Raw genomic sequence first — 20,594 nt, 5'->3', positions numbered from 1 at the left:
GGTAGCACCAACAACCCGAGGAAGAGAACAAGATGTCTGTACGCAGAACCGTCGCGGGAGCGCTCAGCGGCGCGCTCGTGACCAGCGCACTGCTCGCGGCCAGCGCCCCGTCGGCGCACGCCGCGGACCCGGACGACACGGACTTCACGCCGGTCGCTGCGGACCTGATCGGTGTGGGTTCGGACACGAGCCAGCACGCGGTGTGGTCGTTGGCGAACGGGTGGAACGCGCAGGTGCCGGCGCCGTCGTTCAAGGTGGCGTCGTTCGCGGCAACGGGTGGTGGCACGATCGCGCTGCCGTCGGGCTCGATCACGCGGCCGAACGGTTCGGGTGCGGGCAAGAACCTGCTGCACGGTGGGACGAACAACGTCGATGTGGACTTCGCGCGGTCGTCGAGCTCGCTGAACGCGGGGGAGATCTCGGACGGTCTGCAGCAGATCCCGTTCGCGGTCGACGAGCTGGCGATGGCGGTGTCGAAGACGGTGGCGTCGAACGCTCCGGCGTCGTTGACGCCGGCGCAGATCGTGGGGATCTACAACGGCACGTTCACGAACTGGAGCCAGATCGACGCGACGAAGTCGGGTGTGATCGCGCCGAAGATCCCACAGGGTGGCTCGGGGACGCGGTCGTTCTTCGTGGCGCAGCTGAAGGCGATGAACGGTGGTGTGGACGTCACGCTGGCGGGTTCGGTGGCCGAGGTGCAGGAGCACGACGACTCGGCGATCAAGGGTGACCCGAACGCGATCGCGCCGTTCTCGGTGGGTCGTGCGGGTCTGCTGGGTGACACGCTGCGGATCGAGTCGGGCTGGAACGCGCAGCGGGCGCTGTACAACGTGGTCCGTGGTGGCGACGTGGCCAACGAGAAGGTCCAGGCCGTCTTCGGCCCGACCGGCTTCTTCTGCTCCGCGTCGGCCCGGCCGCTCATCCGCGCGGCCGGCTTCGGCCAGCTCGCGTCGGACGCGAACGGCGGTGTCTGCGGTGAGCAGACCCAGGACCCCACCACCAACTTCACCGTCAGCGCGGGCAACCCGGACGACGCGGACTTCACGCCGGTCGCTGCGGACCTGATCGGTGTGGGTTCGGACACGAGCCAGCACGCGGTGTGGTCGTTGGCGAACGGGTGGAACGCGCAGGTGCCGGCGCCGTCGTTCAAGGTGGCGTCGTTCGCGGCAACGGGTGGTGGCACGATCGCGCTGCCGTCGGGCTCGATCACGCGGCCGAACGGTTCGGGTGCGGGCAAGAACCTGCTGCACGGTGGGACGAACAACGTCGATGTGGACTTCGCGCGGTCGTCGAGCTCGCTGAACGCGGGGGAGATCTCGGACGGTCTGCAGCAGATCCCGTTCGCGGTCGACGAGCTGGCGATGGCGGTGTCGAAGACGGTGGCGTCGAACGCTCCGGCGTCGTTGACGCCGGCGCAGATCGTGGGGATCTACAACGGCACGTTCACGAACTGGAGCCAGATCGACGCGACGAAGTCGGGTGTGATCGCGCCGAAGATCCCGCAGGGTGGCTCGGGGACGCGGTCGTTCTTCGTGGCGCAGCTGAAGGCGATGAACGGTGGTGTGGACGTCACGCTGGCGGGTTCGGTGGCCGAGGTGCAGGAGCACGACGACTCGGCGATCAAGGGTGACCCGAACGCGATCGCGCCGTTCTCGGTGGGTCGTGCGGGTCTGCTGGGTGACACGCTGCGGATCGAGTCGGGCTGGAACGCGCAGCGGGCGCTGTACAACGTGGTCCGTGGTGGCGACGTGGCCAACGAGAAGGTCCAGGCCGTCTTCGGCCCGACCGGCTTCTTCTGCTCGGAGCCCGCTCAGGCGCTGATCGAGGGTGCCGGGTTCGCCCAGCTCGCCTCCGACGCCGACGGTGGCGTCTGCGGTGAGCAGACCCAGGACCCCACCACGAACTTCACCGTCAACGGTGAGGACGTGGTCGCGGTCGACACCACCGTGAACACCACGGCGACCAGCCCGGGCGCCCGCAAGGCCACGGTCAAGGCCGCCCTCGCCCCGAACGCCGCCGCCGGCACGGTGACCTTCCGCGACGGCAGCACCGTCGTCGCCTCGGGCGTCGCGGTCGTCGCCGGTGTGGCCACCAAGGCGCTCACCGGGGTCAAGCCGGGCTACCACAACTACACCGCGCAGTTCGTGCCGGCCGACCCGACGGCGTACAACGGGTCGACGGACGCCACCCCGGTGAAGCTGCTGGTCCGCACCACGGCCACGATCGCCGAGTCCTTCCCGACGTACGTCGCCAAGGGCGCCCGCGCGCGCGGCACGATCACGGTCGCACTCGCCGGCACGACCACGAAGGCGACCGGCACCGTGGTCGTCACGTACGGCACCAAGGTCGTCGGCAAGGGCACGCTCAGCGCCGGCAAGGTGACGCTGACGCTCGCCAGGCTCACCGTGGGCAGGAAGAAGCTCGTCGTCACCTGGAGCGGCAACACGCTCGCCCCGAAGGCGTCGAAGGTCTTCTACGTCACCCAGCGGTGACACGACAGCAGTGACCCGACAGCAGTGACACGACAGCAGTGACCAAGGAGCCCGGGCGGTCGCCGTACGACGGCCGCCCGGGCTCCCGCCTGACCCGAAGGACGCCCATGACCACGCCCATCGACGCCAACCCGATCGACGACTGGCCGATCGACGACACCACCGCGATCGCACCGGTGCCCCGCCTGGACCCCGCGCTCCCCGTGGACGTGGCTCCGGCGACGGCGCTCGCCGAGCTCGAGGCCCGCGAGATCACCGCCTGGTTCGGCAACCACAAGGTGCTGGACCGGGTGTCGCTGACCATGCCGGCGGGCGGCATCACCGCCCTGATCGGCCCGTCGGGCTGCGGCAAGTCCACCTTCCTGCGGATCCTCAACCGCATGCACGAGCTGGTGCCCTCGGCACGGCTGGCGGGCGAGGTCCTGCTGGACGGCGAGGACATCTACGACCCCGGCAAGCGGCTGATCGACGCGCGCCGGTCGATCGGGATGGTCTTCCAGAAGCCCAACCCGTTCCCGGCGATGTCGATCAGGGAGAACGTGCTGGCCGGCCTCAAGCTGACCGGGACGAAGATGCGCGGCTCCGACAAGGACCTCCTCGTCGAGTCCTGCCTGGTCAAGGGCGGCCTCTGGAACGAGGTCAAGGACCGCCTCGACGCCCCCGGTGGCGGCCTGTCGGGTGGCCAGCAGCAGCGGCTGTGCATCGCGCGGTCGCTGGCGATCCGGCCGCGGGTGCTGCTGATGGACGAGCCCTGCTCCGCCCTGGACCCCACGTCGACCCGCGTCATCGAGGAGACGATGCTCGACCTCGCCCGCGAGGTGACCATCGTGATCGTCACCCACAACATGCAGCAGGCCGCGCGCGTCTCCGACCAGTGCGCGTTCTTCCTGGCTGCGCAGGGCCAGCCCGGCGTCATCGTGGAGCACGGCGACACGACCGCGATGTTCCAGGGACCCCAGGACCCGCGGACCTACGACTACGTCAACGGCCGCTTCGGCTGAGTCCGGCCGGGAGGCGCGCTGAGGCACGTGCCGCCGGGGGTTGTCGATATCCTCCTCCGGTGAGCGACATCGAGATCGGCCGAGCGAAGCGGGCCCGCCGCGCGTACTCCTTCGACGACATCGCGATCGTGCCCTCCCGGCGCACGCGCGACCCCGAGGAGGTCAGCGTCGACTGGCAGATCGACGCCTACCGCTTCTCGCTGCCGATCCTCGCCGCGCCGATGGACTCCGTGATGTCGCCGGCGACCGCCATCGCGTTCGGGCAGTACGGCGGCCTCGGCGTGCTCAACCTCGAGGGCCTCTGGACCCGGTACGACGACCCGGAGCCGCTGCTCGAGGAGGTCGCCGGCCTGCAGGGGGTCGAGGCCACCCGCCGCCTGCAGCAGATCTACGACGAGCCGATCAAGGCCGAGCTGATCAGCGAGCGGCTGAAGGAGATGCGGGACGCCGGCGTGACCGTCGCCGGCTCGCTGTCGCCGCAGCGCACCAAGGAGTTCGCCAAGACGGTGACCGACGCGGGCGTCGACCTGTTCGTCATCCGCGGCACGACCGTGTCGGCCGAGCACGTGTCGAGCCAGGCCGAGCCGCTGAACCTCAAGGAGTTCATCTACGAGCTCGACGTCCCGGTCATCGTCGGCGGCTGCGCGACCCACCAGGCCGCCCTGCACCTGATGCGCACCGGCGCGGCCGGCGTCCTCGTCGGCTTCGGCGGCGGCGCGGCGCACACGACGCGCACCGTGCTCGGCATCGCGGTCCCGATGGCCAGTGCGGTGGCCGACGTCGCCGCCGCGCGCCGCGACTACCTCGACGAGTCGGGCGGGCGCTACGTCCACGTCATCGCCGACGGCTCGATCGGCACGTCCGGCGACCTCGCCAAGGCGATCGCCTGCGGCGCCGACGCCGTCATGGTCGGCTCGCCCTTCGCCCGGGCCACGGACGCGCCCGGCCGCGGCTTCCACTGGGGCGCCGAGGCCCACCACGCCGACCTCCCGCGCGGCCAGCGCGTGCAGCTCGACCAGGTCGGCACCATCGAGGAGATCCTCTTCGGTCCCTCCCGCGTCGCCGACGGCACGATGAACCTCGTCGGCGCCCTCAAGCGCTCGATGGCGACCACCGGCTACACCGAGCTCAAGGAGTTCCAGCGCGTCGAGGTCGTCTCCAGCTGAGCGGTCTCGTCGTCGCCGCCGCGCAGGCCGAGTCCCGCGCGGGCGACCTTGCGTCCAACGTCGCCACGGCCGCCCGACTCGTCCGGCAGGCCGGGGCGCGGGTCGTCGTGCTCCCCGAGGCCTTCCTGACCGGGTACGACGCCAGCGCGTTCGCCGGCGCCCTGCCGACCGTCGACGACCTGGCCGGCGCGGTGCTCGACCCGCTGCGGGAGGCCGCGGTCGCGGCCGGCGCCACCGTGGTGGCGTCGGCCGCGCTGGCCCGCCCGCGCGGGCGGACCCTGTCGTCGGTGGTGGTCGGTCCCGACGGGACCACCACGGCGCCGTACGACAAGCAGCACCTGGACGGCGACGAGCCGGACTGGTTCGTCGCGGGGGAGTCGGGCGCCTCGGTCGTCGTCGACGGGCACGTGCTCGCGCTGTCGATCTGCCGCGACGGCAGCGTCCCGGCGCATGCCGCGGAGGCGGCCGCGGCCGGTGCGGCGGCGTACCTCTGCTCGGTGGCGTACTTCCCCGGCGGTGCCCGGCGGATGGACGTCACCTACGCGGCGCGGGCCCTCGACCACCGGTTCCCGGTGGTCGTCGCGGGGCTGACCGGCCGCTGCGGCGCGCACACCTTCATCGGCGGCTCGGCCGTCTACGGACCCGACGCCGAGCCGCTGGCCCGGCTCGGCGACGAGGAGGGCGTCGCCCGCGCCGAGCTCGCGCTCAGCTGAGCGGGCGGAGGCCGCGCAGCACACTCGCAGTGAGCCGGTCGACCCACGCGTCGTCGAGGGCGCCCGGCGTCAGGAGCACGCCCGCGATGACTGTCCCGACCACCAGCTGGACGAGGTCGTCGGCGCGGGCATCGGGGTGCGCCTCGCCTGCGTCGATCGCCTCGCCGAGCCGCTCGTCCATCGCCGCCAGTACGCCGGAGAAGCGGCGGATCATGCTGGCGTGGAGGTCGGGGTAGGTGCCGGCCTCGGCGAGCAGGCCGGGCAGTGCGGCCGCGGCGGCGGGCGTGCACAGGGCGTCGCGGGTCCCGCCGACCAGGCGGGCCACGACCTCGTCGAGGCCGGCCCGGAGGTTGGTGCCGAGCGCGAGCTCGCCCGGGAACACCGCCTCGTGGACGAGGTGGGGGAGCGCCGGCCAGCGTCGGTACAGCGCGGCCTTGGTCGTCCCGGCCCGCGCGGCGACGGCGGCGCCCGTGACGGCGGCGTACCCACCCTCGGCGAGCAGGTCGCGGACGGCGGCGAGGGCGGCCTGCTCGATCCGCGGGTCGCGCGGCCTGCCGGTCGCCCGAGGAGCTTCGACATCGGTCCCCATGAACCTCTTCCCCTCTTTCGATACCAAGAGTACCGTAACCGCATCGTCCTGTAGAACGTGTTCTAGCGATGGTGCGAGCACGGGGACGCCGACCCGAGGAGGGGCCATGACGGAGGCATCGGTGCCGCCGGACTTCACCATGCAGCGCTCGAGCCGCGACCAGACCGAGGTGCACGACCGCCTCGAGGCCTGGCTCGCCGAGGTGCTGCCGCCCGGCGCGGATCCGGTCGTGACGCTCCACGCGGGCGTGGACACCAACGGCATGTCGAGCGAGACGGTCATCCTCGACGTCACCTGGACCGAGGACGGCGCGCGCCGCACGGGGGAGTACGTCGCCCGGGTGGCGCCCGCGCAGGCCGACGTCCCCGTGTTCCGGGAGTACCGCCTCCAGGACCAGTACGACGCCATGCGGCTCGCCGGCGAGCTGACCGACGTGCCCGTGCCGGCCGTGCGCTGGTTCGAGCAGACCGGCGCCGTGCTCGGGACGCCCTTCTTCCTGATGGACCGCGTCGAGGGCATCGTCCCGCCCGACGTGATGCCCTACCCGTTCGGCGACAACTGGCTCTACGACGCGGACCCCGCCGACCAGGACCGGCTCGCCCGCAGCAGCGTCGAGGCCATCGCGAAGCTGCACGCCATCGCGGACCCGACGACCACCTTCGGCTTCCTCGACCCGGCCGTGACCGGCAACGAGGGCGCGACGCCGCTCGCCCGCAACCTCGCGAAGACGCGGGCGTGGTACGAGTGGGCCGCCCTCGACCTGACCCGCTCACCGCTCGTCGACCGGGCGCTCGCGTGGCTGGAGGCCAACCTTCCCGCGACCGACGATGCCGTGCTGTGCTGGGGCGATGCCCGGATCGGCAACATGATGTACCGCGACTTCGAGCCCGTCGCCGTCCTCGACTGGGAGATGGCGTCGATCGGCCCGCGCGAGCTCGACGCCTCGTGGATCGTCTTCGCCCACCAGGTCTTCCAGACGATCGCGCAGGTCTTCGAGCTGCCCGGCATGCCGGAGTTCCTCTCGGAGGAGTCGGTCAAGGCGACGTACAGCGAGCTCAGCGGCGTCGAGCTCGGCGACCTCACCTGGTACCACCTCTACAACGCGGTCATCTGGTGCGTGGTGTTCATGCGCACCGGGCTGCGGCAGGTGCGCTTCGGTGAGATCGAGCAGCCGGACGACATCGAGACCCTGTTCCACTGCAAGCCGCTCGTCGAGCGGCTCCTGGCCGAGGTGGGTGCCTGATGGCCGGACCGGAAGGACGCGACGCAGTGGCGGGTCAGGGCAGCCTGCACGGCGAGTACGTCGGCGTCGGGCCCCTCGACGAGTTCCCCATCCACCAGCTCCCGCGCCCCGTGGCCTGGGCCGGCAGCAGCGACCGCAACTTCTACGACCGCTGCTACCTCAACGCCCACGACCGCACCGGCGACCTGTTCCTCATCACCGGCCTCGGCTTCTACCCGAACCTCGGCACCAAGGACGCCTACGTCCTGCTGCGCCGCGGCGACGAGCAGACCGGCCTCCACCTCGGCGACGCCGCCGACCCGCGGGGGGCGGACCGGATGGCCCAGCAGGTCGGCAACTACCGGATCGAGGTCCTCGAGCCGCTGCGCAGGCTGCGCCTGGTGCTGGAGGAGACCGAGGGCATCGCGATGGACCTCACCTGGGAGGGCTCCTTCCCGGTCGTCCAGGAGCTGCCGCACGTGATGCGCCAGGGCAGCGGTACGACGCTCGACGCGCAGCGCTTCGCCCAGGTCGGCACCTGGGAGGGCGTGCTCAGCGTCGACGGCACCGACATCGCGGTCACCCCCGACCGGTGGGTCGGCACCCGCGACCGCTCGTGGGGCATCCGCCCGGTCGGCGAGGCGGCGCCCGCGGGCAAGCCGGCAGACCCGTCCTTCGACGGCATGTGGTGGCTCTACCTGCCGCTGCGCTTCGAGGACTTCTGCATCGTGATGATCATCCAGGAGACGCCGGACGGCTATCGCACCGTCAACGACTGCACCCGGACCTGGCGCGACGGCCGGGTCGAGCAGCTCGGCTGGCCGCGGGTGGAGATCCGCTACGGCGCCGGCACCCGCGTCCCGACGGGCGCCACCGTCACCTGCACGACGCCCGACGGCAAGGAGGTCGTGCTCGAGGTCGCCTCGCACCTGCCGGTGCCGATCCACGTCGGCGGCGGCTACGGCGGCGACTCGGACTGGACCCACGGGGTCTGGAAGGGCGCCGGCTTCACCGAGCGGCTGACCTACGACATGAACGACCCGGCCGTCGCCGGCCGGGTGATGTTCGGGGTGATCGACCACGTCGGCTCCGCGACCGTGCACGGGTCGGGCGCCGGCGTACCCGACGGGACCGAGGGGTGGGGCCTGTTCGAGCACGGCTCCCTCGGCCGCCACGACCCCAGCGGCTTCGCCGACTGGTTCGACCTCGCTCCCTGACCGGTGGTCGAGGAGGTTGCGCAGCAACCGTCTCGAGACCTGTCGACCCGCTACGAAAGGCAACTGACATGACGCTGGACCGCGACGCCCTCTTCATCGGCGGCACCTGGGCGAAGCCCGCCACCGACGCCCTGCTGGAGGTGGTCTCGCCGCACTCCGAGGAGGTCGTCGCGCGGGTCCCCGAGGGCTCCGCCGCCGACATCGACGCCGCGGTCGCGGCCGCCCGCCGGGCCTTCGACGAGGGGCCGTGGCCCCGGATGAGCCCGGCCGAGCGGATCGAGGTCGTGCAGAACCTCTCGGGCCTGTACGCCGCGAAGCTGGAGGAGATGGCCACCATCATCTCCACCGAGATGGGCTCGCCGATCTCGTTCAGCTCGCTCGCGCAGGCGCCGGCGCCGTGGATGCAGATCGAGGCCTTCCTGGCCATCGCCCGGGAGTTCCCGTGGGAGTCGACCCGGCCCGGCGCACTCGGAGCGGACGTCGTCGTACGGCACGAGCCGGTGGGCGTCGTCGCGGCCATCCCGCCGTGGAACGTCCCGCAGTTCACCATCCTGTCGAAGCTGGTGCCGGCCCTGCTCGCCGGCTGCACGGTCGTCGTGAAGCCGGCGCCGGAGACGCCGCTCGACGGCTACCTGCTGGCCGAGCTGCTCGTCGAGGCGGGCGTGCCGGAGGGGGTCGTGTCGATCGTCGCCGGCGGCCGCGAGGTCGGCGAGCACCTGGTGCGCCACCCCGGCGTCGACAAGGTCGCCTTCACCGGGTCCACCGCGGCAGGCCGCAAGATCGGCGCCATCTGCGGCGAGCAGCTCAAGCGGGTCTCGCTCGAGCTCGGCGGCAAGTCGGCGGCGATCATCCTCGACGACGCCGACGAGGCCGCCGCGATCGAGGGCCTGAAGTTCCTCGGCGTGATGAACTCCGGGCAGGCCTGCGTCGCGCAGACCCGCGTGCTCGTCTCGCGCGAGCGGCACGACGCCTTCGCCGCCGCCCTGGCCTCCGCGATCGGCGGGATGAAGGTCGGCGACCCGCTCGACCCGGCCACCGAGATCGGACCGATGGTCGCGCAGCGCCAGCAGGAGCGGGTGGAGAAGTACATCGCGCTCGGCCAGGAGGAGGGCGCCCAGCTGCTCACCGGCGGCAACGGGCGGCCGGACGGCCTGGACACGGGCTGGTACGTCCGGCCGACCGTCTTCGCCAGCGTCGACAACCGGATGCGGATCGCGCAGGAGGAGATCTTCGGTCCCGTCCTGTCGGTGATCCCGTACGTCGACGTGGCCGACGCCGTGCGGATCGCGAACGACTCCGAGTACGGCCTCGCCGGCACCGTGTGGACGGCCGATCCCGAGGCCGGGCTCGAGGTCGCGCGCGGCGTGCGGACCGGGACCTACGGGATCAACACCTACACGATGGACTTCGCGGCGCCCTTCGGCGGCTTCAAGGCCTCCGGCCTGGGGCGGGAGTTCGGGCCGGAGGGGCTGGCGCAGTACACCGAGGCGAAGTCGGTGTACCTGGCGGCGCCGCCGCTGTAGACCTGCCTGCAAGCCGGCTGCAAGGCTGGCCCCGCACGCTCGGGACGACAGAAGGTCCCCAGCCGAGGAGCCCCCGATGCCCGACCTGCCCGACCAGCCCGACGTCCTCGACTCCGTCGACCAGCTGCTCGCCGGCGTCACGGACCGGGAGGTCCTGGAGGCGCCCGGCAAGTCGGGTGCGGTGCTCGAGCGGGTGCGCATCGACGGCGAGCCGTACGTCGTGAAGTACCTCGACCACGACAACGACTGGTCGCTGCGCGCGGCCGGCGTGCCCGGCAGCGCGACCGTCGAGCTGTGGCGCCGCGGCATCCTGCACGACCTGCCGGACGAGATCGCCCAGCCCATCGTCGCGGTCGCCCACGACGCCCGCCGGCCCGCGCTCTCCGCGCTGCTGATGCACGACGTCGGCGCCTGGCTCGTCCCGGCCGTCGACGACCCGATCCCGGTCGAGCAGAACGCGCGCTTCCTCGACCACCTGGCCGCGCTGCACGCGGCCTTCTGGGAGACCGGCCGCGACATCGACGTGGTCAGTCCCGAGGACCGCTACCTCGAGCTCTCGCCCCGCATGGCCGCCGCGGAGGCCGCCCTCGGGCAGGACCACCTCGTGCCGCGGCTGGTGGCGCAGGGGTGGCCGCTGCTGGAGTCGGTCGCGCCGAAGGCGGCCGCGGTCGTCGTACCACTGGTGCACGAGCCGGGGCCGCTGCTCGCCGCGCTGGCGACCACCCCGCAGACCTTGGTGCACGGGAACTGGAAGCTCGACAACCTCGGCACGGACCCAGCGGGCCGGACCATCCTGCTCGACTGGGAGACCCCCGGTCGGGGCGCGGGCACGGCCGACCTCGCCTGGTACCTCGCGATCAACTGCCGCCGGCTCCCGGTCTCCAAGGAGGAGACGATCGACCTCTACCGCGCGGCCCTCGAGCGCCGCGGCGTCGCCACCGACCCGTGGTGGGACCGGCAGCTCGACCTGGCCCTGCTCGGAGCGATGGTGCAGTTCGGCTGGGAGAAGGCCCTCGGCGGGTACGACGACGAGCTGGCCTGGTGGGAGGAGCGGGTCGTCCGCGCGGCGGCCCGGCTGGGCGGCGTGGGCTAGAGGCGTGGGACGGATGGGCAGGGCCTCGATCGGCGACGCCTACGACCGGTCGGCCTCCGCCTGGCGGAGCGGGCCGGCGGCGCTCTACGCCGTGCTCGCCGAGGCCCTGATCGACCGGGCTCCGGTCGCCGTCGCCGGGGGAGTGGTGCTCGACGCGGGCGCCGGCTCCGGCGTGGCCGGTGACGCGGCCCGTGCTCGCGGGGCCGCGCGGGTCGTGGGCGTCGACCTCGCTCCGGCGATGCTCGGGCGCGGCGGCTCCGCGGTGGCGGGCGACCTCGTCCGGCTGCCCTTCCGCGACCGCGCCTTCGACCTGGCGGTCGCCGCCTTCAGCATCGGCCACGCGGACCCGGCAGCCGCGATGGCCGAGCTGCACCGGGTGGCGCCGGCGCTGCTCGCCTCGGCCTTTGCGGAGGGCTGGACCCACCCCGCCAAGGAGGTCGTCGAGCGGGTGCTGGCGGAGCGCGGCCACGTCCCGCCGGCCTGGTACCAAGCCTTCAAGGACGGCACCGAGCGCCAGGTCGGCGATCCCGACCGGCTGGCGGCCCTCGCGACGACCGCCGGCTGGACCGATGCCCGGGTCGAGCGGGTCGAGGTCGCGACCGGCCTCACCGATCCGCGGGTGATGGCCGCGTGGCGGCTGGGCATGGCCCACCACGCCCCCTTCGTCGCGGGCCTCCCCTCACGAGTCAGGGCGGAGGTCGCCGCGGAGGCGGAGGCGCTGCTCGCCGGCGCACCGCCCGTGGTGGCGCCGATGCTGGTCCTCACCGCGACCTGACGGCTCCGGGGCGGCGTGCCGCCGACCGCCAGCCGTCGAGGGACCGGCCGGCCTCCGCCCGCAGCACGTCCCCGTGGGCGCCGGCCCGGGACGCGAGACCGGCCGCCAGCTCCTCCGCCCGGGCCAGCCACCGCGGGTCGCCGAGCGCGGCGCCGGTGCTGCCCGCCCACCACCACGCCTCGACCCCGACCGCGGCCTCGACCGCCCGGAGGTCCCGCCACGCCGCCGCGGCGTCGACCGGCTCGCCGAGCGCGTGGGTGGCTCGGTGGACCAGCAGGCGGGCGCAGGCGTCGTACCGGGGGACGCCGGTGGCTGCCGCGGCGGCGGCCAGGTCGCCGGCCACGGTCAGCGCCGAGGCCGCCTCGTCGCGCAGCAGGTGCAGCTGCGCCTGCAGGAGCTGCAGCTTCATCGCGAGGCGCCAGCCGAAGACCAGGTCGCCGACGAGCGTGTCCCGGGCCCGGTCGAGCAGTGCGGCCGCGGCGTCCGCGTCACCGGCCCGCAGTCGCTCCTCCGCGAGGTCCTCGAGCGCGGCCACCAGCACCTCGGGGATCACCACGCCGTCGACCGCGTCCTCGGCGGCCTGCTGGTGCGCGTCGACCCCCGCCGAGGTCGCGCCCAGGTTGCGGAGGACCCAGCCGGAGAAGTTCACGCCCCGGCCCGCGAAGCGCGGTACGTCGCGCCGCTCGACCTCGGTCGTGTAGTCGGTGAAGCACGCCAGCGCCTCCTGCGCGCGACCGGCCACCGCGAGCGTGTGCCCGGTGAAGAGCAGCGCGTGAAGCGACGCCGGGGTGTGCGCGACCCCGACACCCGGCCGGGTGGCGGGCCGGAGCAGGGCGAGGGCCTGGTCGACCTCGCTGCGGTGGGCGTGCAGGACGCCCCGCCACGCGGCGGCCTCCAGCCGGTCCTCGCCGCTGGCGTCGAGCAGCGCGGCGTCCAGCCGCTCACCCGCGGACCCGAGCTCGCCGCGGGCGTGCAGGATCCGCCCCGACGCCACCAGGCAGCGGGTGCGGGAGCCCGGGTCGTCGGCGGACAGCGCGCCGTCGTCGGCGTACGACGCCGCTTCGTCGAAGCGCCGGTCGAAGTACGCCGCCCACGCCGCCGCCTCCCAGCGCAGCGGGCCGGCGCCGGTGGCGGCGAGGGCGTCCGCCTCCGCCTCGCGGTAGCGCCGCCGGCGGATCCGGACCCGCGCGCGGGCGAGCAGGACGGTGTCGTCGGGCGCGAGCGCGAGCGACTGGTCGAGCAGGTCCTCGGCGGTCGCGTGGTCGAAGCGCTCGGCCGCGCGTGCGGCGGCGGTCCGCAGCCACTGGGCGGCGAGCGCCCGGTCGCCGCCGAGGCGGGCGTGCTCGGCGACCGTGGCGGGGTCGGCGTCGCTGCGCCGCGCGAGCGCCCGCCCGGCCTCGCGGTGCAGCAGCGCGGCGCGGCCGGCGGTGGTGCCGGAGACCAGCGCGGTCCGGACCAGGTCGTGCCGGAAGCGCAGATGCCCCGAGACCTCGACCAGCAGGCCGCTGCGGACCGCGCGCTCGGCGTCGGTGAGCACGTCGAGCGTGCTGCGGCCGAGCACGCCGGCAAGCAGGTCGATGTCCAGGTCGCCGCCGAGGACGGCGGCCGTCCGGACCAGGTCGCCGGCCGACCCGAGGTCGTCGCAGCGGGCGGTCACCGCCGCCACCAGGCTCTCGGGCAGCTCCCCGGACGGCACCGACGCGAGCTCGGCGAGGAAGAGGGGGTGTCCGCCGGAGCGGGCGTGCAGCTCGTCGGCCCGGCGCTCGCCCACCAGCGCCGCGACGTGGGCGCGGTCGAGCGGGCCGAGGCCCACGTGGTCGGTCGCGGGGGAGGCCGGGCCCTCGTCGGGCCGGGCCCCCAGCACGACCACCACCGGGAGCGGGCGGCGGGCCAGATAGGCCAGCCAGTCGCCGAGGGTCGGCCCGGCGAGGTGCGCGTCATCGACGACGACCACGACCACCCGGTCGCCGGCGATCCGGCCGAGCACCCGGGTGACGGCGCCGTAGAGCACGGACGGCCCGAGCGCGGGGTCCACGCTGTGCGTGCCGGGCACGGCCGAGCCGAGCAGGGGAGCGAGGACCGCGGCGTCGCCGGCCAGCAGGCGGTCACCGTCCCCGTCCTTCAGGTGGGCTGCGATCGCGGACAGCACGACGTCCAGCGGGGCCGCCCGGTCCAGCGGGCGGCAGGTCCCCACGAGCACCCGGTCGCCCGCCGCGCGTCGTGCCGCGGCCCAGGTCGCGAGCAGGGTGGTCTTGCCGATGCCGGCCTCGCCCGACACGAGTGCGACCCGCGGCGCCCGCTCCGCCGCCGCCCGTCCCACGAGGGAGTCGAGGTGGGCGGACTGGCTGTCGCGCCCGACCAGCGCGGGCACCCGCGCCGCGGCCCGGACCACCGGGAGGTCGCCGCGCAGGATCGCCGTGTGCAGCGCGGCCGTCTCGCCGGCCGGGTCGGTGCCGAGCTCGTCGGCGAGCGTGGCCCGCAGGTCGGCGTACACGGTGAGGGCCTGGGCGGGGCGGCCCGCGGCCGCGTGGGCGCGCATGGCGGTGCGGGCCGCCTGCTCGTCCAGGGGGTCGGCGACCAGGTCGGCCGAGGCCAGCTCGAGGGCGTCGCGCCACTCGCCGGCCTCGAGGAGGGCGGCTGCGGCGACCCGCCGCGCGCGCTGCACGAGCCGGGTGGCGGCCGCCCACTCGGCCGCCGCCCAGTCCGCCTCGGCCCGCACCTCCGGGACGGGGCCGCGCAGCAGCGCGAGGGCCGCCCGGGCCGCGCTCGCCGCCGCGCCGACCTCGCCGAGCCCGAGCCGCCGCTCCGCCTCGCGGACGACCGCGTCCAGCTCGGTGAGGTCCGTCCAGTCGGCGCGCAGCCGGTAGCCGCCGTCCGTGCGCTCGACGCGGTCGCGGCCGAGCAGGCGGCGTACCCGGCTCGCGAGCACGGCGACCTGGTCCGCCGGCCGGGCCGGCGGCGTGTCACCCCACAGCGCGTCGACCGCCGCGTCGAGGGGCACCGGACGGCCACCGGCCAGCGCGAGGAGCAGGAGGAGGCCGCGGGCCTTCCTGTCCAGCACTGCGGTGTCGAAGCCGTCGACCGTGAGTTCCCCGAGCACACGCACGGCGAGTGCGCTCACGAGCGTGATGGTACGCCGCCGCGAGGGTCGGGGATCAGGGCTTCGCGTAGTTCGAGGCACCCCACCAGTCGACGACCACGACCGGCTCGTCCCCGATCACCCAGGCGTCGTGTCCCTCGGGGAGCGAGGTGACGTCGCCGGGCCGCGCGACCAGCTCGGTGCCGTCGGCCATCAGGATCCCCAGCTCGCCACTGACGTGGTACTGGAAGTGCGGGGCCTCGCACAGCTCGGTGCCGGCGATCGCCTTGACGTGCTCCGACCACCGCCAGCCCGGCTGCAGGGTGAGCCGGCCGATCGGGGTGCCGCCGACGGTGAGGATCTCGGCGACGCCGCGCTCGAAGGAGCGGGTCTCGTCGGGGGCGCTGAAGCTCTTCTGCTCGGTCCTCTGGTGCTGGCCGTCGGTGTTCTGGCCGTCGGTGTGCTGGTCGTGGGTGTGCTGGTCGACGCTCATGGGAGCCTCCGGTCGTCCGTGCGGCGCCTCTCGCCGCCTCGGGACGGAGCCTGCGCCGACGGCCTTGCAGTGCGGTTGCAGCGGGGCTTCTCGTCGTACCGGACCCAGTGGCTGTGAATTCGGCCGATTCGCGACCATTCAGTCCGGTACGAGGCCGTCTGACACCCCGAAATCGGTCCTTGACACGGGAAAGGCATGTGTAAAGCAGCACATCTGCTACCGATCAGTAGATTCGGTGACGGCGGTCACCTACGCTCCTTCCATGAGCGAAGCGATTTCCGGCTCCGGCGCCTCCGACGGCCCGGTCGTTGACGGCCCGCACGACCCCGAGCACGACCCCCGGGCGTCGTACGCCCTCGAGCCGGAGTACGTCGCCCGGCTGACCGATCGCGTGCTGGCGACCACCGGCACGACGACCCAGGTGCACTCGCCGATCAACGGCGCCCCGGTCGCCAACATCCCGCAGTCGAGCGAGGCCGACGTCGCCGAGGCCTTCCGCCGCGCGCGGGTCGCCCAGGCGGCGTGGGCGCGGGTGTCGATCGACGAGCGCGCCCGGATCCTGCACCGTCTCCACGACATCGTGCTCGACCGCCAGGCCGAGATCATGGACCTGATCCAGCTCGAGTCCGGCAAGTCCCGCAAGCACGCCTTCGACGAGCCGCTGCACATCGCGCTCACCGCGCGCTACTACGCCCGCACCGCGCACGAGCACCTCGACTCCGAGAGCCGGCCGGGCGTCGTACCCGTGCTGACCAAGGTAGAGCTCAACCGCGTGCCCAAGGGCGTCGTCGGCATCATCTCGCCGTGGAACTACCCCTTCACGATGGCGCTGTGCGACGGCCTGCCGGCCCTGCTCGCCGGCAACGCCGTCGTCACCAAGCCCGACGCGCAGACCATGCTCTCCGCGCTGCTCGGCGCGCAGCTGCTGGAGGAGGCCGGCTTCCCGCGTGACCTGTGGCAGGTCGTCGCCGGCCCCGGCCGCGTGCTCGGCACGCCGATCATCGAGCGCGCCGACTACATCTGCTTCACCGGCTCCACCGCGACCGGCAAGATCATCGCCAAACAGGCGGCGGAGCGGCTCATCGGCTGCTCGCTCGAGCTCGGCGGCAAGAACCCGATCCTGGTGCTGCGCGACGCCGACATCGAGCGCGCCGCCGAGGGTGCCGTGCGGGCGTCCTTCTCCAACGCCGGCCAGCTGTGCGTGTCGACCGAGCGCATGTTCGTCGCCGACGCCGTCTACGACCGGTTCGTGGAGCGCTTTGTGGCCCGGACCAAGGCGATGAGCCTCGGCGCCACGATGGACTGGGACTCCGACATGGGCACCCTCATCTCCGCCGACCAGCTCGAGACCGTCTCCGCCCACGTCGAGGACGCCGTCGCCAAGGGCGCCCGCGTGCTGGCCGGCGGCAAGGCGCGGCCCGACCTGGCGCCGTACTACTACGAGCCGACGATCCTCGAGGGCGTCACGCCGGAGATGACCTGCTTCGGCCACGAGACCTTCGGCCCGGTCGTCTCGATCTACCGCTTCCACGACGAGGCCGACGCGATCGCGCGCGCCAACGACGGCGAGTACGGCCTCAACGGCTCGGTCTACACCCGCGACACCGCGCGCGGGCGCGCCGTGGCCCGCCAGATCAAGTGCGGCACGGTCAACGTCAACGAGGCGTTCGGCGCCACCTTCGCCAGCATCAGCGCCCCGATGGGCGGCATGCGCGAGTCCGGCATGGGCCGCCGCCAGGGCAGCGAGGGCATCCACCGCTACACCGAGACGCAGTCGGTCGCGGTCCAGCGCCTGCTGCGCTTCGGGCCGGTTCTCGGCATGTCCGACGAGTCCTACGCGAAGATCATGACCGCCTCGCTGCGGATCATGGACAAGCTCGGCCGCGCCTGAGCAAGGGGGAACACATGACCGACTTCGACTACGACGTCCTCGTCATCGGCTCGGGCTTCGGCGGCTCCGTCACCGCGCTCCGGCTGACCGAGAAGGGCTACCGCGTCGGCGTCCTCGAGGCCGGCGCGCGGTTCACCGACGCCGACTTCGCCGACAACTCCTGGGACCTGAAGAAGTACCTCTACGCCCCGGCGGCCGGCTGCTACGGCATCCAGCGCATCGACATGGTCAAGGACTGCCTGATCCTCGCCGGCGCCGGCGTGGGCGGCGGTTCGCTGGTCTACGCGAACACGCTCTACGAGCCGCTCGAGCCGTTCTACAAGGACCCGTCCTGGGCGCACATCACCGACTGGAAGGCGGAGCTGGCGCCGTACTACGACCAGGCCAAGCGGATGCTCGGCGTCGTCGAGTACCCGCGCATGACCCCGTCGGACGAGGTCATGAAGAAGGTCGCCGAGGAGATGGGCGTCGGCGACACCTTCCACGCGACCCCGGTCGGCGTCTTCTTCGGCGGTCCCGGCCAGGCGGCCGGCGAGCAGGCCGACGACCCGTACTTCGGCGGGGCCGGCCCGAAGCGCAACGCCTGCCTCGACTGCGGCGAGTGCATGACCGGTTGCCGGCACAACGCCAAGAACACCCTGGTCAAGAACTACCTCTACCTCGCCGAGCAGAACGGCGCCGAGGTGCACCCGCTGACCACGGTGACCCGGGTGCGGCCGCTGGCCGGCGGCGGCTACCGGGTCGACACGCGCTGGACCAAGGCGAAGCTGTCCCGTCGTACCGCCGTGAAGACGTTCACCGCCGAGCAGGTCGTCTTCTCGGCCGCCGCGCTTGGCACCCAGAAGCTGCTCCACCGGCTCAAGGCCGAGGGCGACCTGCCCAACGTCTCCGACCGGATCGGCCACCTGACGCGCACCAACTCCGAGTCGATCCTCGGTGCCATCGCGCCCGAGGGCGCCGACGTCGACTACACCGAGGGCGTGGCGATCACCTCCTCGTGGCACCCCGACGAGCACACCCACATCGAGCCGGTGCGCTACGGCAAGGGCAGCAACGCGATGTCGCTGATGCAGACCGTGCTCACCGACGGCGACGGCCCCGAGCCGCGCTGGAAGGTGTGGCTCAAGGAGCTGTGGAAGGAGCGCACCCGCGTCCGCGACCTGTACGACGTGAAGCACTGGTCGGAGCGGGTCGTCATCGCGCTCGTCATGCAGTCGGTCGACAACTCGATCACGACCTTCCCGAAGCGGGTCGCCGGCAAGTGGATCCTGTCGTCGAAGCAGGGCCACGGCGAGCCGAACCCGACGTGGATCCCGGCCGCCAACGACGCGGTACGCCGCATGGCGCGGGTGATGGGCGGCGGCACCGCCGGCGGGACGATCGGCGAGCCGTTCAACCGGCCGCTGACCGCCCACTTCATCGGCGGCTGCACGATCGGCGACAGCCCGGAGACCGGCGTGGTCGACGGCTACCAGCGGGTCTTCGGGCACCCCGGCCTCCACATCGTCGACGGCTCGACGATCTCGGCCAACCTGGGGGTCAACCCGTCGCTCACGATCACCGCGCAGGCGGAGCGGGCGATGGCCTACTGGCCCAACAAGGGCGAGCAGGACGCCCGCCCGTCGCTCGGCGAGGGCTACGAGCGGATCCAGCCGGTGGCGCCGAAGGCGCCCGTCGTACCGGCTGACGCGCCGGCGGCGCTCCGGCTGCCCATCGTCGGTGTGAGCTGAGTCGACGCCTGGGGCAGAAGTGCACTGCTGGGGCGGTTCCGGGTCTCCCGGGGCCGCCCCAGAACTTTTGGCCAAGTTGTGACCAACCGGCGTAACCCGCCCCTCCCGGTCTCGTTGATCCACCGAGCCCGGGAATCACGCTCCCTCCCGAAGCCCGGGCTCGGTCCAGGCACTGTCCATCAGCTGCGTGGACAATCAGGACCCGGCCACCCTCCCTCCCCGGCCGGGTCCTGGTGCGTTTTCGGACGTCTGCCCGGATATCCACAACCGGTCACGGGCCTCGTTGACATTCCCGATGTGGCCATACGAGTATGTGGCTACCGCTCGGCGACCGTCGCCGACGGTCTCATCTCGGGAGTCGTTCCATGCTCACTTCTTCGCGCTCGGTCGCGACCTTGCTCCTCACGGCGCTGACCGGCCTGCTGTTCCTCGTCACCGCGCCGGCCGCGATGGCGGCGTCGTACAACTGGTACTCCGCGGGCGACCCGCTCAACGCCTACGACGGCACGCTGCGTGCGTCGGCCTTCGGCACGTCGTACCAGAAGGACGGCTTCCTCAAGAACCACACCTACTACCGCGACCGCCGCGACAACGGCAACGCCGTCTACACGGAGACCGGCTACCGCTACTACGTGGTGTGCACCGGCAACACCGCGCCGTCGTGGTGCGCCGTCGGCAGCTCGGACCAGAGTGCGCGGACGCAGAGCGGCAGCTGGCAGGACCAGTACGACGCCGACGACTACTCGACGCGCGCCGCCGACAAGGGCCGGGTCTACTCGAAGGTCTGCGAGGACCAGTCGTGGAGCCCGGATGCCTGCAGCCGCCAGCCGTACTTCACCTTCAACCTCTGAGGTGGAGGTCGCGGTCACCTCGCTGCGCTGCGCCTACGGGCGCGGCGCAGCGCCGGTCGTCGACATCGACGCCTTCACGATGGCGCGCGGCGTGTGCGGCCTGGTCGGGGTGAACGGAGCCGGGAAGTCGACCCTGCTCCGCACGCTGGCCGGCTGCCGGCGGCCCGACGGGGGTCGGGCAACCGTCGGCGGCGTCGACCTCTACGGTCGGCGCCGCCGGTCGGTGGTCGGTCGCATCGGCTACATGCCCCAGCAGCTCGACCTTCCCGGCGAGCTCCGCGTCGTCGAGGCGCTCGGCTACGCGAGCTGGGTCCGCGACGTGCCGGCGACGGTGGCCCGGGCGAGGAACGGGGACATCCTCGACCGGGTCGGGCTCGCGTCCCGGGCGCAGGACCGGGTGCGCCACCTCTCCGGTGGGATGAAGCGCCGCCTGGCACTGGCGGTGGCGCTGGTGACGGAGCCCGACGTCCTCCTGCTGGATGAGCCGACGACCGGCCTCGACCCTGAGCAGCGGTCGGGTCTGCGGGGGATCCTCGCCGACCTCGGGACGTCGGCGGTCACGCTGCTCAGCAGCCACGTGATGGAGGACGTGGTGATGATGGCGGACCAGGTGGCGGTGCTGGAGGCCGGACGCCTGTTGCACGTCGGGCCCACGGCTGCCTTCGTCGCCGAACGAGGCGGCCCGGACGGGTCCGCGGAGCACGCCTTCCTCGCCACGATCGCGGCGGCGCGCTCATGAGGAGCGCCTGGGTCTGG

At 73.1% G+C, this 20,594-nt stretch carries 16 protein-coding genes; 13 read left to right on the top strand and 3 right to left on the bottom strand.

The window, feature by feature from the left end:
* The first annotated feature begins 32 nt into the window (after window positions 1-32).
* The 4 genes from BJ993_RS04550 (at window position 33) to BJ993_RS04535 (ending at window position 5,375) form a co-directional block, all read left to right on the top strand.
* Window positions 33-2,495: a PstS family phosphate ABC transporter substrate-binding protein gene (locus BJ993_RS04550; protein WP_179647893.1), complete on the top strand. Its 2,463-nt coding sequence runs from the start codon at window positions 33-35 to the stop codon at window positions 2,493-2,495.
* Window positions 2,496-2,602: 107 nt separating this feature from the next.
* Window positions 2,603-3,496, top strand: coding sequence for a phosphate ABC transporter ATP-binding protein (locus tag BJ993_RS04545; RefSeq protein ID WP_179647892.1), 894 nt, complete (start codon window positions 2,603-2,605; stop codon window positions 3,494-3,496).
* 59 nt (window positions 3,497-3,555) lie between these two features.
* Window positions 3,556-4,662, top strand: a complete 1,107-nt coding sequence (locus BJ993_RS04540) for a GuaB3 family IMP dehydrogenase-related protein (RefSeq protein ID WP_036551313.1) — start codon at window positions 3,556-3,558, stop codon at window positions 4,660-4,662.
* Window positions 4,659-5,375, top strand: a complete 717-nt coding sequence (locus BJ993_RS04535; protein WP_179651976.1) for a carbon-nitrogen hydrolase family protein — start codon at window positions 4,659-4,661, stop codon at window positions 5,373-5,375. Before BJ993_RS04540 ends, BJ993_RS04535 begins: the two co-directional genes overlap by 4 nt.
* On the opposite strand, the gene BJ993_RS04530 is transcribed toward BJ993_RS04535, so the two are convergent.
* Window positions 5,368-5,964: a TetR/AcrR family transcriptional regulator C-terminal ligand-binding domain-containing protein gene (locus tag BJ993_RS04530; protein WP_179647891.1), complete on the bottom strand. Its 597-nt coding sequence runs from the start codon at window positions 5,962-5,964 to the stop codon at window positions 5,368-5,370. The genes BJ993_RS04535 and BJ993_RS04530 overlap by 8 nt on opposite strands.
* 106 nt (window positions 5,965-6,070) lie before the next feature.
* On the opposite strand from BJ993_RS04530, the gene BJ993_RS04525 reads away from it, so the two are divergent.
* From BJ993_RS04525 to BJ993_RS04505, 5 genes are all read left to right on the top strand, one after another.
* Entirely contained in the window at window positions 6,071-7,207 is a 1,137-nt protein-coding gene (locus BJ993_RS04525) for a phosphotransferase family protein (RefSeq protein ID WP_179647890.1), read from the top strand.
* Complete coding sequence (locus tag BJ993_RS04520; RefSeq protein WP_218864605.1) at window positions 7,207-8,403, top strand: Rv3169 family protein; 1,197 nt, start codon at window positions 7,207-7,209, stop codon at window positions 8,401-8,403. Before BJ993_RS04525 ends, BJ993_RS04520 begins: the two co-directional genes overlap by 1 nt.
* Window positions 8,404-8,471: 68 nt before the next feature.
* On the top strand, window positions 8,472-9,926 hold the full coding sequence (locus tag BJ993_RS04515; RefSeq protein WP_179647889.1) for an aldehyde dehydrogenase: 1,455 nt from the start codon (window positions 8,472-8,474) through the stop codon (window positions 9,924-9,926).
* 76 nt (window positions 9,927-10,002) lie between these two features.
* Window positions 10,003-11,019: a protein kinase family protein gene (locus tag BJ993_RS04510; RefSeq protein WP_179647888.1), complete on the top strand. Its 1,017-nt coding sequence runs from the start codon at window positions 10,003-10,005 to the stop codon at window positions 11,017-11,019.
* Between the two features lie 13 nt (window positions 11,020-11,032).
* Entirely contained in the window at window positions 11,033-11,794 is a 762-nt protein-coding gene (locus BJ993_RS04505; protein ID WP_179647887.1) for a class I SAM-dependent methyltransferase, read from the top strand.
* Here BJ993_RS04505 and BJ993_RS04500 read toward each other — a convergent pair.
* Both BJ993_RS04500 and BJ993_RS04495 read right to left on the bottom strand, forming a co-directional pair.
* A complete protein-coding gene (locus tag BJ993_RS04500) occupies window positions 11,781-14,915 on the bottom strand; it encodes an ATP-binding protein (RefSeq protein ID WP_179647886.1) in 3,135 nt (1,044 codons plus the stop codon). The genes BJ993_RS04505 and BJ993_RS04500 overlap by 14 nt on opposite strands.
* Window positions 14,916-14,949: 34 nt before the next feature.
* On the bottom strand, window positions 14,950-15,366 hold the full coding sequence (locus tag BJ993_RS04495; protein WP_179647885.1) for a cupin domain-containing protein: 417 nt from the start codon (window positions 15,364-15,366) through the stop codon (window positions 14,950-14,952).
* 262 nt (window positions 15,367-15,628) lie between these two features.
* Here BJ993_RS04495 and BJ993_RS04490 point away from each other — a divergent pair, with 262 nt between their 5' ends.
* The 4 genes from BJ993_RS04490 to BJ993_RS04475 all read left to right on the top strand — a co-directional run bounded on the left by BJ993_RS04490 (window position 15,629) and on the right by BJ993_RS04475 (window position 20,577).
* The gene (locus tag BJ993_RS04490) at window positions 15,629-17,257 is read left to right on the top strand and encodes a succinic semialdehyde dehydrogenase (protein WP_179647884.1); all 1,629 of its coding nucleotides are present in this window, start codon (window positions 15,629-15,631) and stop codon (window positions 17,255-17,257) included.
* Window positions 17,258-17,271: 14 nt separating this feature from the next.
* Window positions 17,272-18,987 carry a GMC oxidoreductase gene (locus BJ993_RS04485; RefSeq protein ID WP_036551328.1) on the top strand — a complete coding sequence of 572 codons (1,716 nt, stop codon included), beginning with the start codon at window positions 17,272-17,274 and terminating at the stop codon, window positions 18,985-18,987.
* Window positions 18,988-19,352: 365 nt separating this feature from the next.
* A complete protein-coding gene (locus BJ993_RS04480; protein ID WP_179647883.1) occupies window positions 19,353-19,838 on the top strand; it encodes a hypothetical protein in 486 nt (161 codons plus the stop codon).
* Between the two features lies 1 nt (window position 19,839).
* Window positions 19,840-20,577 (top strand): ABC transporter ATP-binding protein, encoded by a 738-nt coding sequence (locus tag BJ993_RS04475; RefSeq protein ID WP_179647882.1) that lies wholly within the window; start codon window positions 19,840-19,842, stop codon window positions 20,575-20,577.
* Window positions 20,578-20,594: the final 17 nt, after the last annotated feature.

It is taken from the genome of Nocardioides aromaticivorans (assembly GCF_013408525.1).
Lineage (GTDB): Bacteria > Actinomycetota > Actinomycetes > Propionibacteriales > Nocardioidaceae > Nocardioides > Nocardioides aromaticivorans.
Note: the sequence above shows the minus strand (reverse complement) of the source record. Positions and strands in the feature narration are given on the sequence as shown.

Bases quoted from the DNA above. Each gene is read 5' to 3' on its own strand.
- BJ993_RS04550 (WP_179647893.1), top strand. From the start codon at position 33: ATGTCTGTACGCAGAACCGTCGCGGGAGCGCTCAGCGGCGCGCTCGTG.
- BJ993_RS04515 (WP_179647889.1), top strand. From the start codon at position 8,472: ATGACGCTGGACCGCGACGCCCTCTTCATCGGCGGCACCTGGGCGAAG.
- BJ993_RS04525 (WP_179647890.1), top strand. From the start codon at position 6,071: ATGACGGAGGCATCGGTGCCGCCGGACTTCACCATGCAGCGCTCGAGC.
- BJ993_RS04545 (WP_179647892.1), top strand. From the start codon at position 2,603: ATGACCACGCCCATCGACGCCAACCCGATCGACGACTGGCCGATCGAC.
- BJ993_RS04530 (WP_179647891.1), bottom strand. From the start codon at position 5,964: ATGGGGACCGATGTCGAAGCTCCTCGGGCGACCGGCAGGCCGCGCGAC.
- BJ993_RS04490 (WP_179647884.1), top strand. From the start codon at position 15,629: ATGAGCGAAGCGATTTCCGGCTCCGGCGCCTCCGACGGCCCGGTCGTT.
- BJ993_RS04485 (WP_036551328.1), top strand. From the start codon at position 17,272: ATGACCGACTTCGACTACGACGTCCTCGTCATCGGCTCGGGCTTCGGC.
- BJ993_RS04505 (WP_179647887.1), top strand. From the start codon at position 11,033: ATGGGCAGGGCCTCGATCGGCGACGCCTACGACCGGTCGGCCTCCGCC.
- BJ993_RS04495 (WP_179647885.1), bottom strand. From the start codon at position 15,366: ATGAGCGTCGACCAGCACACCCACGACCAGCACACCGACGGCCAGAAC.
- BJ993_RS04480 (WP_179647883.1), top strand. From the start codon at position 19,353: ATGCTCACTTCTTCGCGCTCGGTCGCGACCTTGCTCCTCACGGCGCTG.
- BJ993_RS04510 (WP_179647888.1), top strand. From the start codon at position 10,003: ATGCCCGACCTGCCCGACCAGCCCGACGTCCTCGACTCCGTCGACCAG.
- BJ993_RS04520 (WP_218864605.1), top strand. From the start codon at position 7,207: ATGGCCGGACCGGAAGGACGCGACGCAGTGGCGGGTCAGGGCAGCCTG.